At 68.3% G+C, this 17,075-nt stretch carries 16 protein-coding genes; 13 read left to right on the plus strand and 3 right to left on the minus strand.

The genetic code is table 11. The features are described from left to right. Positions 1 to 91: 91 nt before the first annotated feature. The 3 genes from ACZ3TS_RS40585 to alc form a co-directional block, all read right to left on the minus strand. The gene (locus tag ACZ3TS_RS40585; protein ID WP_467627622.1) at positions 92 to 1,051 is read right to left on the minus strand and encodes an integrase; all 960 of its coding nucleotides are present in this window, start codon (positions 1,049 to 1,051) and stop codon (positions 92 to 94) included. 99 nt (positions 1,052 to 1,150) lie between these two features. Beyond that, entirely contained in the window at positions 1,151 to 1,411 is a 261-nt protein-coding gene (locus tag ACZ3TS_RS40590; protein WP_467627624.1) for a hypothetical protein, read from the minus strand. 28 nt (positions 1,412 to 1,439) lie between these two features. Continuing rightward, positions 1,440 to 2,603, minus strand: a complete 1,164-nt coding sequence (gene alc, locus ACZ3TS_RS40595; RefSeq protein WP_467627627.1) for an allantoicase — start codon at positions 2,601 to 2,603, stop codon at positions 1,440 to 1,442. Between the two features lie 416 nt (positions 2,604 to 3,019). Here alc and ACZ3TS_RS40600 point away from each other — a divergent pair, with 416 nt between their 5' ends. The 13 genes from ACZ3TS_RS40600 to ACZ3TS_RS40660 form a co-directional block, all read left to right on the plus strand. Then, entirely contained in the window at positions 3,020 to 3,721 is a 702-nt protein-coding gene (locus ACZ3TS_RS40600; protein WP_467627629.1) for a helix-turn-helix domain-containing protein, read from the plus strand. Between the two features lie 452 nt (positions 3,722 to 4,173). Beyond that, positions 4,174 to 5,733, plus strand: coding sequence for an amidohydrolase family protein (locus ACZ3TS_RS40605; RefSeq protein WP_467627631.1), 1,560 nt, complete (start codon positions 4,174 to 4,176; stop codon positions 5,731 to 5,733). A gap of 85 nt (positions 5,734 to 5,818) precedes the next feature. Next, positions 5,819 to 6,658: a creatininase gene (locus ACZ3TS_RS40610; RefSeq protein ID WP_467627633.1), complete on the plus strand. Its 840-nt coding sequence runs from the start codon at positions 5,819 to 5,821 to the stop codon at positions 6,656 to 6,658. Between the two features lie 122 nt (positions 6,659 to 6,780). Further along, positions 6,781 to 8,244: a cytosine permease gene (locus ACZ3TS_RS40615; RefSeq protein WP_467627635.1), complete on the plus strand. Its 1,464-nt coding sequence runs from the start codon at positions 6,781 to 6,783 to the stop codon at positions 8,242 to 8,244. A 41-nt stretch (positions 8,245 to 8,285) separates the two neighbouring features. Next, positions 8,286 to 8,582, plus strand: a complete 297-nt coding sequence (locus ACZ3TS_RS40620) for a hypothetical protein (protein ID WP_467627636.1) — start codon at positions 8,286 to 8,288, stop codon at positions 8,580 to 8,582. Beyond that, positions 8,569 to 9,270 carry an amidohydrolase family protein gene (locus tag ACZ3TS_RS40625; protein WP_467627638.1) on the plus strand — a complete coding sequence of 234 codons (702 nt, stop codon included), beginning with the start codon at positions 8,569 to 8,571 and terminating at the stop codon, positions 9,268 to 9,270. Before ACZ3TS_RS40620 ends, ACZ3TS_RS40625 begins: the two co-directional genes overlap by 14 nt. Beyond that, entirely contained in the window at positions 9,267 to 10,445 is a 1,179-nt protein-coding gene (locus ACZ3TS_RS40630; protein WP_467627640.1) for a M20/M25/M40 family metallo-hydrolase, read from the plus strand. The genes ACZ3TS_RS40625 and ACZ3TS_RS40630 overlap by 4 nt, the downstream gene beginning before the upstream one ends. A gap of 251 nt (positions 10,446 to 10,696) precedes the next feature. Further along, entirely contained in the window at positions 10,697 to 11,371 is a 675-nt protein-coding gene (locus ACZ3TS_RS40635) for a substrate-binding periplasmic protein (RefSeq protein WP_467627643.1), read from the plus strand. Then, the gene (locus ACZ3TS_RS40640; RefSeq protein ID WP_467627645.1) at positions 11,372 to 12,070 is read left to right on the plus strand and encodes an amino acid ABC transporter permease; all 699 of its coding nucleotides are present in this window, start codon (positions 11,372 to 11,374) and stop codon (positions 12,068 to 12,070) included. Next, positions 12,063 to 12,851: an amino acid ABC transporter ATP-binding protein gene (locus tag ACZ3TS_RS40645; protein WP_467627647.1), complete on the plus strand. Its 789-nt coding sequence runs from the start codon at positions 12,063 to 12,065 to the stop codon at positions 12,849 to 12,851. Before ACZ3TS_RS40640 ends, ACZ3TS_RS40645 begins: the two co-directional genes overlap by 8 nt. 113 nt (positions 12,852 to 12,964) lie before the next feature. Then, the gene (locus ACZ3TS_RS40650; RefSeq protein WP_467627649.1) at positions 12,965 to 14,122 is read left to right on the plus strand and encodes a dipeptide epimerase; all 1,158 of its coding nucleotides are present in this window, start codon (positions 12,965 to 12,967) and stop codon (positions 14,120 to 14,122) included. A 64-nt stretch (positions 14,123 to 14,186) separates the two neighbouring features. Further along, positions 14,187 to 15,680 carry an aromatic amino acid lyase gene (locus ACZ3TS_RS40655; protein ID WP_467627651.1) on the plus strand — a complete coding sequence of 498 codons (1,494 nt, stop codon included), beginning with the start codon at positions 14,187 to 14,189 and terminating at the stop codon, positions 15,678 to 15,680. Between the two features lie 593 nt (positions 15,681 to 16,273). Further along, positions 16,274 to 17,075: transposase (locus ACZ3TS_RS40660; protein WP_467627654.1), on the plus strand; the 802-nt coding region annotated here is incomplete at its 3' end.

The following is a 17,075-nucleotide window of genomic DNA, read 5'->3' on the forward strand; positions in this document are numbered from 1 at the left end:
CCCCCCGGGCGAAGTGCACGCCGAGTTCCAGGAATTGCAACTCACGGCATGAATTGCTCGGCCAGACCCTGTCCGAAAAACGCGAGGCCCCTCACCTGTGGGCGTTGTGGTGCTGCTCGAACTGGCGGAGGGCGTGGCGCAGGTGGCGCTCGTTCCAGATGAGGGTGCGGTCCAGGAGTTCGTGGCGGCAGGTCTGGACCCAGCGCTCCATGATTGAGTTCATGCGCGGCATCCGGACGCCGGTGAGCACGGCCTGGATGCCGGCGGCTGCCAGGATCTGGTCGAAGAGCGCAGGGAACTTCGAGTCCCGGTCCCCGATGAGGTAAGTGACGGTGGCTGAGGCGTCTTCGAGGTCCATGACGAGGTTTCGTGCGGCCTGGCTCACCCATTGCGTGGTGGGGTGCGCCGTGGTGCCGAGGATCCGGATGCGGCGGGTGCAGTGCTCGATGACCGCGAGGATGTACTGGCTTCGGCCGGTCAGGGTGACGGCCTCGATGAAGTCGCAGGCCAGGATTGCGTCGGCCTGAGACTGCAGGAAGTCGGACCAGGTCGTGGCGGCTCGGTCGGGCGCGGGGTCGATCCCCTCGTTCTTCAGGATCTCCCAGACGGTGGAGGCGGCGACCTTGATGCCGAGGGTGGCGAGTTCGCCATGCACCCTGCGGTAGCCCCATGACGGGTTCTCCCGGACCAGGCGCAGGATCAGGATGCGGATTGAGCGAACGGTGGGCGGGCGGCCCGGCCTATTCGGTCGGCAGGTGCGGGCGTGGCGCTGCTTGATCAGGTCGCGGTGCCATCGCAGCACGGTGTCGGGCTGGACCAGCAACCGGAGCCGACGCAGAACCTGGCGCGGCAGCGGCACCAGCAGAGCGGCGAGGAAGGCTCGGTCTTCCGAGGCGAACTTCACCCGGTCCTCCCCGAGCTGCCGCTCGAGGACCATGATCTGGTGGCGCAGGGCGAGGATCTCCGCGTCCTTGTCACGGTCGCTCATCGGTAGCAGCCACAGCGCGGCGAACGCGTTGGTGATGGTCAGGTAGGCGAGACGAAGCAACACGACTGCTCATCCTGCCTCAGCACCGAACAAGCTTCTGAGCTGCATGGATGACATTCTCGGCAGGCGCAGAGCCCGTTGCATTGTGAGGCGCACGGTACTTCACTCGGCGAGCGGTCTGGAGAAACGGGCTGGCGGCAACGCCAGCACCGCGCTCCAGGCCGACTCAACCCCCAACCCACCCTGGGGCAGGCCGCGCCCATTCGCCCACTGCCCGAGCCGATCAACGTACCAGCGCACATCAGACACCTGGAAGTCCGCCGACGCGACCACCTCGGCGGAACCCTCCACGAGTACCGACATGCCGCGTGACCAGAACGGATGATTAATCGGCACCCGCAACGTCACCGCCGCGTGGGCCACCCAGTGCGCCCGAAACCTCGGTCGAGGCTCAGGCACCGCCAAGTCCCGGGATCGCTTCGGCGGCCGGGTCGCCCGGTACGAGCGGTCTCCTGGCGGTGATCAGCCGTGCGGTTTCCGGGTCGAGCCCGGCACTGCCGGTGAGGACAGCCTGTGCCTGGTCGGCGGGCAGGACGTTGAACCAGCGGAGGACGAGCGCGGGCCATGCCGTTGAGTCGACCGCGCCGAAGAGGCGCAGGCGGGAGATCCCTCCGTCCGGGAAGGCGTCGAAGCGGACGTGGGTGACGGCTGCCGTACCGGTGACGTCGAAGAAATGCCTGGTGTCGGGCTGGAGTCGGGTTCGGGACAGCAGGGGGAACCAGAGGGGGGAGTCGGCTCCCGGCGTCGTCTCGCTGCTCGCACCGTGGAGTGCGCACTCGCCCGAGGCGTTGTTGACGTAGTAGGAGGTGTCGACCTCTATCTGGCGGAGCCGCCCGGGGGCGGCGAGGCTGACGATCGCCCAGTCGTTACCGGTTCCGCGCCGGCGACGGGTCTCCCAGCCGTCCCCCATGTGCCGGGCCAGGCCGGGAAGGTTGAGGACGCCCGCGGATGAGTAGAAGGTGTCACTGCTGTCCTCCACCACCCCGCCGTGTTCCCGGGCCGCCAGGTCGAAGGTGAGGTCTTGGAGGCGGCGGGGGTCCGGGACGACGCGGCCGTTGATGCGGAATCGGGCGACACCTCCGTCGGGGTGGACAGACAGCCGTATGTGCGTGAACCGGGTGGGCGCCGTCACGGTGAAGTAGTTGTGGGTGTCACCTTGCAAAGGCGAGAGGGGGACGATCTCCTGCCAGTCGACGTCCGGAGCACCCAGTTCCTCGGGTGACGGATAGCCCTCCACCCCGCAAGCTTCGATGCGGCACGCCTCGGGGTAGTTCCCAGTGAAGAAGCTGGTGTCGACGTCGATGGAGTGGATGACCCCGGGGCTGCCGAGGCGGATCAGGGCCCAGTCGTGGCCGGCTGTCCGCCTGCGGCGCGTCTCCCAACCGTCGACGATCTCCCCCTTGTGGCCGAAGGAGCCAGGGGTGAAGTCGGCGGCGCCGGGAACGATCAGGTTCTCCTTCTCGCCGAAGGACTCGTCGTTGGCCGCGACGACGCTGCCACCAAGGGCGCGTGAGGCGAGGTCGATCGTCTGCGGTCGCTGATCGTCGGTGGGCATCTTGAGGCTACTCCTAGGGCGGGAAGGGCTCTCGACGGTGCGAGATGGCAGAGGCTCAGGTCTTTCGACGGCCGTCCGACGATGCGGGTCTTGCCGCTGTGCAGTCCAGGAACCGCGCCGAGCGGTCAGGCGTACCCTGGCAGCGATTCGGATCGGCGGCAGGCACCCCAGGCGTTCAGCGATCCCTTGCGAGCGCCTGCTCCCCGATGCGTCCCAGGGTCCGTCCGCAGGGCTTGGGCACCGGCTCACGAACGGGCACCGACCTCTGGCTTGCGGGTGCTTCCCCCGTCCCCGAAGTCATGGGGTGTTGGTTGGGGAAGGTGTGCCCCCGGCGCCGTCGCTTAACGCAGACTACACAGCTCAGCGGCGATCCGCGTTACGACAGTGTTAAGCGGTGGCTCGATACACTGAGGCCCATGACGGACCGCCCGATCCCCGCCGCCAACGGCCCTGCCGCCGATATCGGCCACAACATCCGCACGGCGCGCAAGGCGCAGAACGTGTCCCTGCGGGAATTGGCCCGCCGTTCGGGTATCAGTGGCAGCGCGTTGTCGCAGATCGAGACCGGCAAGACCCGCCCCACGGTCAAGACCGCCTATGAGATCGCGCGTCAGCTCGGGGTGTCCCTCAGCGACCTCTCGGGCGGGGTGCCGAGCCCGGGTGGCACGGCCTTCCACGCCGAGACCGGGCCCGTACTGCCGCATCCCGGCCACGGTGACGTCGTGCGTGACGGCCTGGTGGCTCACATGCGTCAGGCGGTGGAGCTCATCCCGCGCGAGACCCAGCGGGTGGTCGATCTCCAGGGCGGTGAGCAGTTCCGGGTTCTCAGCGGCCCTTCCCTGCCGGGGGCGAACTGCCTGCTCCTCACCTACGCGCCCGGAGCCGTCTCGCCGCCGGGCGACGAGTTCGTACGCCACGCCGGCCACGAGTTCAACTACCTTGCCGCCGGACGCCTTGTCATCGAGGTCGGTGCACAGCGATTCGAGTTGAAGACCGGCGACACCCTTACCTTTCCCGCCACGACACCGCACCGCCTTTCCAATCCGTGGGCCGAGACGGCCCAGCTCGTCTGCGTGTTCGTGAACAGCCCGGACTCTGCGGCAGCGATGACCGTGTGACCTGTTCCGAGGCACGGCCAATCCGCTTCACTTAACGTCGCACCCGCCGACCGGTGCACACGCCTACGTCCTGTCAACTGGCAACAATAAGGGGAAGGTTTGTTTCGCCTGGAGGCCACATCGGTTTCCTGGAGGTCAGCCACCCCTCACAGCAACGCGCCTCCACTGCCAGCGGGGCCGTTCAGTTGTTCAGTAACACTTCATTCCTGTGCAGTGTGGACCGACGCGCCATGAGCTTCCACGTTTCTAAAATGCTGATTCATCCGACATCACGCCACTCCGAACGAGAGAAGAGCGCCTCAAAGACGCTACCGGAGCAGGTCGTCTGTCAACTCCTTAACGGGGACGTCACGCTGCTTTACAGCAATGTCATGAGTGTCCGCTGAAGTGTGGCTCTGCAGGGAGGCTCCGGTGACGGAGCTCTTTCACAAGGACCGAGGCGGTGGTGCTTGATGGCGACGACGACAGTGGTTCGAGCGGGACGACTGCTCACCGATGCGCACCAGGGCGCCTCACAGATCATCCGGGACGCGGCACTCGTCATCCGGGACGCCACCGTGCGGTACGCAGGGCCGTGTCGGGACCTGCCCGAACTCGACGGGGACGTGGTCGAGATCGACGCCTCCACGTCTCTGATCATGCCCGGCCTGGTCGACGCACACCACCATGTCGGACTCACCCCCACCCAGCTCGGGGTACCCGACGACGCCCTCGAACTGTGGATCGCTCGCAGGCACGGACCGCCGGATGTGGACCCCTACCTCGACACCGTGTGTGGCGCCGCGGACCTCCTCGCCGGCGGCGTGACCACGGTCCAGCACCTCAACGGGCGCCTGCGCGGCAACCCCGAGCAGTACGAGGCGGCCGACGAGGCCGTACTGCAGGCGTACGCCGACGTGGGCATGAGGGTGTCCTACTCCCGCGGACTGACGGACCAGAACCGTTTCGTGTACTCCGACGACCAGCGGTTCATCGCCTCCCTCTCCCCCGCCGAGCTGGCGGCGGTGCGCAAGTTGACTCCCGCCCGCTACGAAACCCCCGAAGAGCAACTGGCGTCGAGCTACACACGGCTGCGCGATAAGTGGCACGGGGCCGCCGACGGCCGCATCGCCATCCAGCTCGCGCCCGCGAACCTGCACTGGTGCAGCGAGGAGCTGCTGCGGGCCGCCGCCGAGATCTCCGAGCGCGACGACGTCGGTATGCACATGCACCTGTCCGAAACGCCCTATCAAGAGGTGTACGCCGCCCACCTCTCAGGCAGCCGCACCGCAGTCGGGTACCTGCACGAACGCGGGCTGCTGTCCAATCGGCTGACCCTCGGCCACGCCGTGTGGATCGACGGATCCGACATCGAATTGCTGGCCGCGAGCGGCACGCTCGTCTGTCACAACCCCGGGAGCAACCTGCGGCTGCGCAGCGGCTTGGCCCCTACGGCGCGGCTACGGGCGCATGGCGTGCGGCTGGCACTCGGCATCGACGAGGCAGGTCTCGCCGACGATCGCGACATGTTCAGCGAGATCCGGCTGGCCTGGGCGCTGGCCCAGGCCCCTGGTCATGACGCCACTGCCCGTACGACCGCAGCCGAGGTGCTGAACATGGCGCTGGAGGGATCGGCTGCCACCACGCCGTTCGCCGAGCGTATCGGCCGACTGCAACCCGGCTGTGCCGCGGACTTCCTGGTGCTGGACTGGGAAGCGGTCACCGGCGCGTACCTCGACCCGGCAGCGGAAGGCATCGATGCGGTCGTGCGACGGGCACGCCCCGCCGCCCTGCGCCAGGTGTACGTCAACGGCGACCTGGTCTTCGCCGAAGGCCGCACAACCAAGGTCGACGACTGCGCGATCCGGGCGGACTTGCGCCGGTTCCTGGCCGAACGGCACGGCCCTGATCAGCGGGACCGCCGATCCGCCGCCGCGGTGGTCGAGGCCGCTGTGGCCCGCTTCTACACGAGTGCCCCGTGGCGGGAATGGCGGGAGTTCACGCAGGAGAGGGCGTCATGGCACACCCTCTGACCGCCGAGAACCGGGGCCGGAACCACCCGCGTGCCACCGATGCGACAGCGCGGCGCACGTCGCGCCCGACGAGGAAGGGGTCGACGTGATCGACGACCTGATGTGTCCGAGGATCGGCGCGGGGACCGCCGAGTACGAGTGGATGACATGGCAGGAGATCGCCGAGGAGGCCCGACGGGACACCCCCGTGGTCGTCTCGGTGGGGGCTACCGAGCAGCACGGCCCCCACCTGCCGGTGGCCGCTGACTGGGCGATCCCGCAGGCACTGCTGCGAATGGCCGCGGCGGAACGGCACTTCGTCGTCGGCCCGGCGCTGCGGCTGGGCTACCGCTCCCGTCCCGGCAGCGGTGGCGGACAGCACTTCCCCGGCACTCTCTCGCTGCGCGCCACCACATTGATGGCCGTTCTGGAGGACGTACTCAACGAGCTCGTGCGCACCGGCTTCACTCGCATCGTCGTCTACAACTGGCACTTCGAGAATTCCGGGTTCGTGTACGAGCCGGCCTTCCTGGTCTCCGAACGCCATCCGCACGTCAAGATCGTGGTGGTGGAGCAGGGCTTGCCGCAGTTCTCCGAGGAGGATCTGACGGAGCTGTTCCCGGAGGGCTTCCCCGGTCTCGACCTCGAACATGCCTCACTCATCGAGACCTCGCTGTTCGCCTATCTGCGGCCCGGCGCCATCCGGGAAGACCGGATCTGCGACGACGCGCCGCTGCGCCATCCGCCCTATGACGTCGTGCCGATCGACAGGACGATGTCCACCGCCAGCGGTGTACTCGCCTCGGCCACCAAGGCGAGCGCGGAGAAGGGGAAGCTCCTGGCGGAGCGGATATGCGCGCACATCCTGCTCGTCATCGAAACGGAGTTCCCCGCCTCGACCGCGACCCGACTACAGGACCCGGCCGTGGGGACCGCCGCCGACTGAGGCCGGGACGCCCAGCCGGCTCACGCAGGTCATCGCACATGTCTCTCGGTCAGATCGAGCTGTCTTGATGTAAACCCCAATGATCCCGGCGCACAAGCGCATACCGTGTAGGGAGTCACAGCATGGTGGAAACAGCCCAGGCGGGAACCGGAAAAGCCGGTCACGGCTCACAGGACCTGCTGTCGAAGCTCGAGTCCTCGGACTTGCTGGAAGAGGTCGTACCGGAGAGCCGGCGCGACGGATCGCTGAGGATGACCCTCCTGTGGGTGACGTGCCAGGCCACTGTCTCCAACATGTACACCGGCTACCTCGCCCGTTCCGCGGGCATGTCGCTGGGTGAGGTGTTGTGGGCCTCGCTGATCGGTGTCGTCGTGATGCTCGGCTACGGTCTGCTGGCGACCAACGTGGGTACCGTCACAGGTCAGCCTCACTCCGTACTGGCCCGGGGAGTCCTCGGGAAGTCCGGAAGCGCACTGGCGTCGCTGCTGCTCACCCTCACCGGGCTGGGGTGGTACGGCTTCCAGGCGGTGTTCCTGGCGCAGCTCCTCGACGGTCTGGTCGGGCTCGGCCACTTGCAGCTGTTCTGTGTCCTGTTCGCTTTCGTCATGATCGCCAACAACCTGCTCGGATTCCGCAGCGTCTCGGGGTACGCCCGGTTGGCGGCTCCCCTCCTGCTCGTCTGGGGCGCCTACACCATCATCAAGGCCATCGCCGCGACCGCGGGACCCAACCTGTTCGCCGCTCCTCACGTCCAGCCGACCCAGGGCATCCTCCTCACCGTCGGACTCCTGGTGGGCGTCGCCGTGTACGGCAACGAACCCGACATGTTCCGGTACGCCCGCAGGGGCCGCTCCCACAACCTTGTGCCCCTACTGGTCGGCTACGGGCTGGGGATGCTGGTCTTCCCTGTGGCGGGCTACCTCATGGCCGAGCTCTCCAGCGCGTCGACCCTGGGCGCCACGATGCACTTCTTCACCAAGTTCTCGCTGTTCGGACTCACCGTGCTCGCGGTCGTGGTGTTCACCATCAACGTGGTCGCGGTCAACGATGCCAACCTCTACGAGGCGGTCAACGCCGTGCAGAACTTCCTCCGCGGCCGGCGGCGGATCGAGACCATCCTCGTCCTCGGTGTCATCGGCGCGGCGATCGCAGGGTTCATGCAGCAGTCGTCCTCACTGCAGGACAACTTCTTCATCGTGGCCAATATGTGCGCGGTTTTCCTCCCCTGCGCGACCATCGTCATGGCAATCGACGTGTTCCTCCTCGAACGGGTGTCAGGGTGCCGGCGAACCTCCGGAGACGGCGCCGCACCCAGGGCCGTGACGTCCTGGGCGGCGGCGTCGCCCGGCAATGCGGCAGGGATCGTGGCGATCCTCGCCGGACTGGGGGTCGGAGCCTTCACCGGTGGGCTCATTCCGGGAACGCCGGGCTTCGGGAAGACCAACGTGGGCATCCCCTCCGTGGAGGCGTGGGTCACCACCATCGTCATCTACGTGGCGGCCATGCTCGTGGCCCGTGCACTGCCCTCCTACAGTGCCAAGCAGGTCCTCCTCGGTCTGCCGCCCACCGAGACCGCGAGCGCCTGATCATGGGCGTAGGCGGATCCGATCCTCTCGTCGACGTCCACGTGCATCTCTACCCGGACAGGCGCGTCGGTCAGCAGGCGAAAGACAGCTACGTCATCTGGGAATACGGCGACGACCCCGGCGTGGAGTTCTCCACCACCGCCGGCGACATCACCGATCTGGCGACCGTCTACGGACAGGCTGGCTTCGACCGGGCCGTCGTCGTCCATCTGTTTGACACGGCCCTCGCCCGTACCGAAGCCATGGACCGGCTACGCCCTGGCCGTGCCCCGGAGCAACCCGCCCACATCGCCGCCTCAGTCGGCGAAGACTGCCGCCGAAGCCATGCGAGCGTCTAATCGGTGGGTGGCCGAAACGGCCCGGAACAACCCGCTGCTGGAAGTGCTGGTCAGCCTCGACCCGACGGTGCTCACCCACCGGGAGATCGTGGATCACCTCACAGAGCTCGCCGACGCGGGTGTGCGGGGGGTCAAGATGCATCCCGTGTCCCAGGGGCTCCTCCCCGCGGATCCCCGTCTGCACGCCATTTACGACATCTGCAGCGACGCCGGTCTGGTCGTCCTGTCGCACTCGGGTCCCGGCCACCGTGGCGACGCCTCGCCGCGACCCGGCGAGTTCGGCCCCGTTCTGCGACGGTGGCCGAGACTCCGCTCGTCCTCGCTCACCTGGGCGGAGCGTGCTGGCCGGAAACCGCCGAGCTGGCCGACACCTACCCCCCAGGTCGCCTTCGACCTGTCGGAGATCATCGCCTGGGCCGGCGCTCCCCATGTCCCGACGGCGACCCAACTGGCGGGACTGGTCCGGCACATCGGTGCCGATCGCGTGATGCTCGGCTCCGAACTTCCCCTGGTACGACCCGGTGCGGACGGCGGATCTGGTGGAGGGAATACCCGGCCTCGGCGCCGGGGAACGGGCGGCGATTCTCGGCGGGACGGCCGTCCGCCTGCTGGATCTGGAGCGGTGATGACCGTCCAGGCTGCCATGCCGACCGTGGACGGTGTATGGGGTGAGCTGGAATGTCCATGATCGACCAAGTGGTGTCGCTGGCGCAGAGTCTGGTCCGTGTTCCGAGTCCTTCGGGACAGGAAGGCGCCGCCGTCAAGCTGCTCGCCGACAGCATGCGCGCGCATGGCTTCGCGGTCCGCGTCGACGCGGCGGGCAATGCCATCGGGACCCTCGGACGTGGCCTGCCCGGTCATCCCCGGCTCGTCTTCGACGGTCACGTCGACACGATCCCACCGCCGGCCGACGGGGAGTGGTCGCTGGACCCGTTCGGTGCGGAGATCCTCGGCGATCGCCTCTACGGCCTCGGCGTATGTGACCAGAAGGCTTCCCTCGCGGCGGCGGTCGTGGGACTGGGCTCGAAGGCTCAGCGGTTCGCCGCCTCACCGGGGATGGTCGCGCTGGTCGCCAGCGTCGATGAGGAGTTCATGGAGGGCGCGGCGCTGGCCTGCGCCCTCGACATCCTTCGGCCGACGTGCGTCGTGGTCACGGAGCCGAGCGAGTTGAAGCTCATGGTAGGACACCGGGGACGGGCCAAGCTCCAGGTCGACATCGTCGGCCGCTCCGCTCACGCCGCCCGCGCTACGGACGGCGTCAACGGGATGGAGGCGCTGGCCGATCTGCTCGCAGAGTTGCGGCAGGCACCGCGCCCCAGTCATGCCCAGCTGGGCTACCGGGACATCACCTGCATCGATGCCGTGTCGTCGCCTTTCCCCTCCGTGTCCACCGTACCCGGCCGGGTTCAGGCACGCTTCGACGTCCGCTTCCTCCCCGAGGACACCGAGGATCAGCTGCATGCCCTGTTCTCGCACGCCGCATCCCGGGCGTGGAGAAACTGGCCGGAGCCACCGATCCTCTCGGTGAGCACGGTGGAGGTCGGTGCGTCCACGTACACAGGACACGAGCTCACGGTGCGCGAGATCGCACCGGGGTGGTGGACGGAAGGCGAGCTGGTGGACACCGCCCGCACCGCGCTGTCATCCGTCGGCCTGTCCGACACCCCGGGCAGGTACGCGTTCTGCACCAACGGATCCCTGACCGCCGGCCGACTGGGCATCCCCACGATCGGCTTCGGTGTCGGTGAGCAGCACATGGCTCATCGTGCGGACGAGTACGTCCACCTGGGCGCACTGCTGGACGGCGCGCGCGGCTATGCGGCCCTGGCGGCCGCGCTGCTGGAAGGTCAAGGCCGGGGGTGAATCACCGTGAGCGCGTAGTGGGCCGCGGCGCCGACGTCGCTCGCGGCAATCCGCCTCCCGGCATCTTCACCGTCAACGCGCTGCACGCCGACCCTGCGGCGGCAGCATCCCCCTGAAAGGAGAACACGCCAGTGGGCATCCGGAAGACGATGCGCGCCTCATTGGCCGCACTCACGTTGCTGACCCTAGCCGGGTGCGGCAGCTCCTCGGCCACTTCTTCGTCGGCATCTTCGGCCACGGGCACTCTGCGAGTGGCGATCAACCCCGGCTTCGTCCCGTTCGAGCAGCTCGAAGGTGGGAAGCTCACCGGCTTCGACGTGGACCTGTCCCAGGCCCTGGCCCGTCGCCTCGGCCGCAAGAATGTGACGTTCGATCAGCTTCCCTTCACCAGCCTGCTGCCGGCGGTGACATCAGGACGCGACCAGGTCGCCATCTCGGGGATCCTGGACACGGCTCAGCGGCGCCGGCAGGTGTCGTTCTCCGCGCCGTACATCAAAGACTCGTTCGTGATATCGGTGAAGTCGTCGAACGGCTCGGTCAAGGGAATATCCGACCTTTCGAAGGCAACCGTCGCCGTTCAGGTCGGCACCATTCCGGAAGAGTTCGTACGGGCGAAGCTCCCGCAGGCCAAGATCGTCACGGTCCAGGACACGCCCTCGGCCTTCCAACTCGTCGCCCAGGGCCGCGCCGACGCCGTGGTCACCGACGCCCCCGTGGCCGGCTACTACGTCAAGAAGCTCGGCGGGAACCTCAAGGTCCTGCCGACCCCGCTCAACACGGCACAGCCGATCGCGGTGGTACTGCCGCTCCACAGCACGCTGCGGCAGTCCGTCGACAAGGCGCTAGCCGCGATGGAAGCCGACGGCTCGCTCGGGAAACTGCGCCAGACCTGGTTCGGCGCCGCCGGCCTGAACGGCGGTGCGTAGATGTCCGCCGTGGTCGACAACCTCTCGTTCCTCCTCGACGGGTTCGTCCTGACACTGGCCTACGCGGGCGGGGGGCTGGTGTTCGCCATGCTCTTGGGCGGGCTCCTGGGAACGGTGGACTACGCCGTGCATGTCCGCCCTGTGCGTTGGGCGATCCGGGGGTTCGTGGGGCTGTTCCGCAACACTCCGTTCATCGTCCAGCTGTACATCTGGTTCTTCGGCCTGCCCTACATCGGTGTGCAGCTCTCCGCCCCGGTCGCCGGGATTCTCGGCCTCGGCCTGTACGGGTCGAGCTACGTGACCGAGATCGTGCGGGCCGCGTTGACGGGTGTCGGGAGGGAGCAGGAGGAGGCCGGGCTCTCACTGGGCCTCGGCCACCAGGACATCGTCCTGCGTGTCGTGTGGCCCCAGGCATTCGCCGGCATGGTGCCCGCGCTGACCAACGAGACCGTCGCCCTGGTGAAGAACACCGCGATGCTGGGGTTCATCAGCATCACCGAGTTGACCCTGCGCACGCAGCAGGCGATCAGCTCCACCTTCGCCTCGCTGCCCCTCTACCTCACCGCCGGAGCGCTGTACCTCATCGTCAACGTGCTTCTCACGCTCATGGCCCGCCGCCTGGAAGAGGTGCTGGCACGCGGTGGGCGCGGCAGCGCCCTCAACCTCGGACCACGGACGGAGACCCCTGCTCATGTCTGACAGCCGTCGCCCTGCCGAGGTGGTACTGGACGTCCGGAACATGGGGATGTCGGTCGGCGGCACCACGATCCTGTCGGACGTGAGCTTCCGGCTGGAACGCGGCCGCACCATCAGCGTGGTGGGTCCTTCCGGATCCGGGAAGAGCTCCCTGTTGCGCTGCCTGACCAGGCTGGAGCGGATCTCCACCGGGTCGGTCCTGCTGGGCGGCGTCGACGCGGACACGCTCCCGGCGCAGGCGCTGCGGAGCCGTATCGGCCTGGTCTCTCAGAAGTTCGCCTTGTTCGGCCACCTCGACGCCCTGGCCAATGTGACACTCGGGCTGCGGAGGACCCGGAAGATGTCCCGGCACACCGCCGACGAGCAGGCGATGGAATGGCTCAACCGGGTCGGGCTGGCCGGTCTGGAGAAACGCCGCCCCCACCAGTTGTCCGGTGGGCAGCAGCAGCGGGTCGCGATCGCCCGCGCCGCCGCTCTGGAACCGGACGTGCTCCTGCTCGACGAAGTCACCAGCGCGCTCGATCCGGAACTCGTCGAGGAGGTCGAGAACGTGGTCCTGGGGCTCGCTCGCAGCGGCACCTCCCTCGTCGTGGTGACTCACGACATCCCCTTCGCCGCGAAGGTGGCTGACGTCATGCTGATGATCGAGGCCGGTCAGGTGGTGGAAACCGGGTCACCCGAAGCCGTCCTGGCCAGCAGTCGGCCGCGCTCACAGCGGTTCTTCACGCGCCACGTGCGAGAGCGGGGCGACAGCGCCAGGGGCGTCGGCGCAACCCGGCCATGACGCTCCTGACGTCGATACGCCGTTGCCCGCCGGTGAACACCGGCGGACGGGTTGCCCACCCCGGGTGGCCGCAACCGCCCTCCACCACTCCGGACCGTTCAGGAAGGACAGCCATGACGATGGCCGCCCCACCCGCAACGCAGGACGTCGCCAGGCACATACTCGACAACACCACGTTCGGCGGGAGTACGGATGCTCCTCGGGAGGGCCGCGTGATGGGCGCCACCGAGCGTCTGCGGATGGATGTGTGGAAGCAGCCATTGCGGCTCATCCAGCCTTTGAAGATCTCGCGGTCCACGACGAAGGTGGTGGAGAACGTCTTCGTCGCCATCGCGTTCGGGGGGAAGGTCGGGTACGGGGAGGCAGCGCCAGGGCCGTGGCGGGGGGAACCGATCGAGTCGATCCTGTGCTACCTGGAGGGGGCGGTCACGCTCCTGGGCGACGACCCGTTCGACACCGATGCGATCTTGTCGCGCCTGGACCAGCGACTCGGGGGAAACAGGGCCGCGCGCTCGGCCGTCGACATGGCACTGACCGACCTCGTCGGCAAGCTCGTCGGTATGCCGGCGTTCCGGTTGATGGGACTGGACGCCAGGCGCACCCGCGAGCTCTGCTACACGATCGGGCTCGACTCCGTCGACCGGATGGTGAAGGCAGCCGTGGACGCCGCGTCGGCCTTCTCCGCGCTAAAGATCAAACTGGGCTGCCCCGATGACGCCACCATCGTGCGGGAGATCGCGGCAGCCGTGGACGTGCCGCTACGCGTCGACGCAAACGGCGGGTGGACCGCCGGCCGCACGTTCCACCTTCTCGACGAGGTCCTCGTGTCCTGCGGGGTCACCCTGCTCGAGCAGCCCGTGCCGGCCGCCGACCTGAAGTCCCTGGCCGAGGTCCACGAGCGCTCCCCCATCCCCGTCATCGCCGACGAGTCGGTCACCGACCTCTCGTCGCTCCGGCCGCTCATCGGGAAGTGCTCAGGCATCGACATCAAACTCACCAAGTGCGGCGGGATGCGGGAGGCAGCGCGCCTCATCCACGCGGCCCGAGCTGTGGACCTGTCGGTGATGATCGGCTGCGAGGTGGAGACCTCCCTGTCGATCACGGCCGCAGCGGCCCTGAGCTGCATGGCCGATTACGCGGATCTGGACCTGCATTTGTGGCTGGAGAACGATCCCTTCGTCGGGGCGGGACTCCGCGACGGACGATTCGTACTCCCCGACCGCCCCGGCATCGGCGCCGAAGCGACCGACGAGCTGCGGTACCCCTCGTGAAGGGGATTCTCAAGGGCCCGGCGGCGCGTCATCGGCTCGCGCCCGAGCCGGAGGTGACGCCCGGATGAGCGTGGTGCTGTCACCGGCGGGGATCACGCCGGAGGAGGTGGCGGCAGTCGCCGCCGGGAGGACGTTGACGTGGGCGGCTGACCTTGCCGACACCGTGGGCGCGGGCCAGGCCGCGTTCGCCAGGGTGCTGGCCGGTGGTGCCAGGATCTACGGCGTGACCACCGAGGTGGCGGGCCGGTCCTCGTTCGACATCCCGGCCGGGAGTCGGGGCGCCTATCAGATGGCGATGCTGCGCAGCCACGCGTGTGGAACCGGTCCGCTGCTCGACCGCCATGCGGCACGGGCTGCCTGGGTGACCAAGGCGGCGAGCCTGGCGGCCGGCCGTGCCGGATGCTCACTGGCGCTGCTGACCGCCCTGACCGATGTGCTCAACCGCGGCCTGGCGCCGGCGGTCCCCGCGACCGGCTCTCTTGCCGCATCAGGGGATCTGGTCCCGAGTGCGCACGCCGGCCTGCCGTTGCTCGGCGAAGGAGAGCTCCTCGACGAGTCGGGGGACGCGGTGCCCGCCGGGCCACTTCTGGCCGCTTGTGGCCTGCACCCGTTTACTCCCGGTCCCCGTGACGGGCTCTCGCTGGTGAACGGCACGTCCGTCACCGCCGCGCTCGCCACCCTCGGCCTGCTCGACGCCGAGCGGCTTGTAAGCACTGCGGACGTGCTGGCCGCAGCCGGCGTGGAGGTACGGCGCGGGCACCGGGACGCCTTCGCGCAGGCAATCGTCGACGCCCGTCCCCACCCCGGTGCGCTCCGGACCGCCGACACCGTCGAGCTGGTGCTCGGCGCCGCCGAGACGGCGCGGCGCGAAGCGGGGCGGAGTTTTCACGACGCGTACGCCTGGCGCTGTGTCCCACAGGTTCACGGCGCAGCCCATGATGCGTTGGTCCACCTGCGCGCCGCTGTGTCGACGGAGTTGCGCAGTTGCACCGACAACCCGGTCCTGGACGGGGATTCCATCGTCTCCGGAGGCAATTTCCACGGGGCCCCGCTCGGCATTCCGCTCGACTCCGCCACCACGGCGATGACCGTGCTGGCGGGCCTGTCGCGGCAACGCCTGGTCGGGCTCATGTCCAGCCCCGGCCTGCCCGAGTCGCTCGTCGGGGCCGGCGGCAACTTCGGCCTGGGCATGCTCGTCACCGCCGTGACCGCGCACGTGCTTCAGTTGAGCGGGCTGGTACCGGCGAGCACGCGCTGGCTGCCCGTCGACGAGGCGGAGGACCACGTCGCGAACGCGACTGTCGCGGCCTTCCAGTTGCGTACCGCCCTCGACGGAGTCCGGCACGTGCTCGCTGCGGAGGCGATCGCCATAGCAGCCGCCGCAGATCTTGCCGATCGGTCGTCCGCCGGACCTGCGCTGCACGCCGTCCATACGCTCACCCGCCGGAGCGTCGCGCCTCCCGGACCCGACCGGGCCATGTCGCAGCCGTTGACGGAGCTTGCGCCGCACATCCACGAACTGGCCGCGTTGTCCGGCTCGATCAGGCGCCCGACGTGACCCGCGCCGGCGTACCGGCCGTCACTCCGGGGGCGGAGTTCTGACCGCGGCGGGCTTGCAGTTCACGCTGGACGCCGTGCAGTGGTGCTCGACCGTCGGCAGCACCTGCGGGTGCCGATAAATCATCCGCACAGGTCAGCGCACTGACAGACAGCCCAACCGTGCGCTGCACCGAGGCCAAATCGAACGCGTTCAAGCGCGCAACCGTTACGTGTTGAACATGTTCAGATCCCATCCGCTCAGCGGAAGGCCAAAGGCCGCTGACCTGTGCGGACGTAATTATCGGCACCCACAGGCAGAGGGAGATGAGAGCCGGGCACCGGCCGTATGACGCTCTGCCGAAGCTCGCTTCTTCATCGTGGCCGACATGTGCGCCGTGTTCCTGCCCGGGCGACGGTGGTAGGGGTCGGCATTGGGGCCGTGTTCCTGCCCAGCCGACCGTGGTCGTGGCGGTCGACATCTTCTCCTTAGCCTTGATCCACCGACCGATGCCTTGTGGATAACGTTGGGGAAGACGAAGAAGTGCCTTGTGACCTGCGATGATGGGAGTTCTTGACGCTTCCAGCACGCACAATCAGCAAGGCACTTCCGAGATGAAAGTTTCCCATACGCCCGCGGCGGTCTCCGCTGCGTTCGATGACCCGAATCCGATCGCGCATGCCGGGCTGGTCCCGGTGATGCGGCTGGCCGAGCGGTGCGGGCTTGCCCGTCTGACGGCCAAGAAGGTGAAGCTGAGCGGGGCGACCAACGGCGCGGGCGCCGCACCGGACGCCAAGGTAACCGGCATCGTGGCCGGCATGGCGGCAGGCGCGGACAGCATCGACGACCTGGACGTCCTGCGGCACGGAGCGATGCCCGTGTTGTTCGGAGGGATCCGTGCCCCGTCCACACTGGGCACGTTCCTGCGCGCGTTTACCCATGGTCATGCCCTCCAACTGCACGCCGTGCACCGGAAGTTCCTCGGCGAACTGGCCGCACACACCCCACTGCTGCCCGGCTCCGGCGAGAAGGTGTTCATCGATGTCGACTCCACCCACAAACGCGTCTACGGCCGCACCAAGCAGGGCGCGGAGTACGGCCGGTTCAAGGGCATCCGCACCCTGCATCCCCTGCTCGCCACGATCTGCACCCCCACCGCCCGGCCGGTGATCGCCACCGTGCGGATGCGCCGCGGCAAGGCAGCCGACTCCCGGGGCGCCCCGAAATTCGTCAGCGAGGCACTGGCCGCCGCCCACGAGGCCGGCTGCACCGGCCTGCGCATCCTGCGCGCGGACTCGCAGTTCTACAACGCCGGCGTCATCGCCGCCTGCCGCCGCGCCGGCGCTCGCTTCTCGATCACCACCGGCATGAACCCCTCCATCAAACGGGCCATCGCCGCCATCCCCGACACTGCCT

This window comes from Streptomyces sp. NPDC022910, from assembly GCF_055561075.1.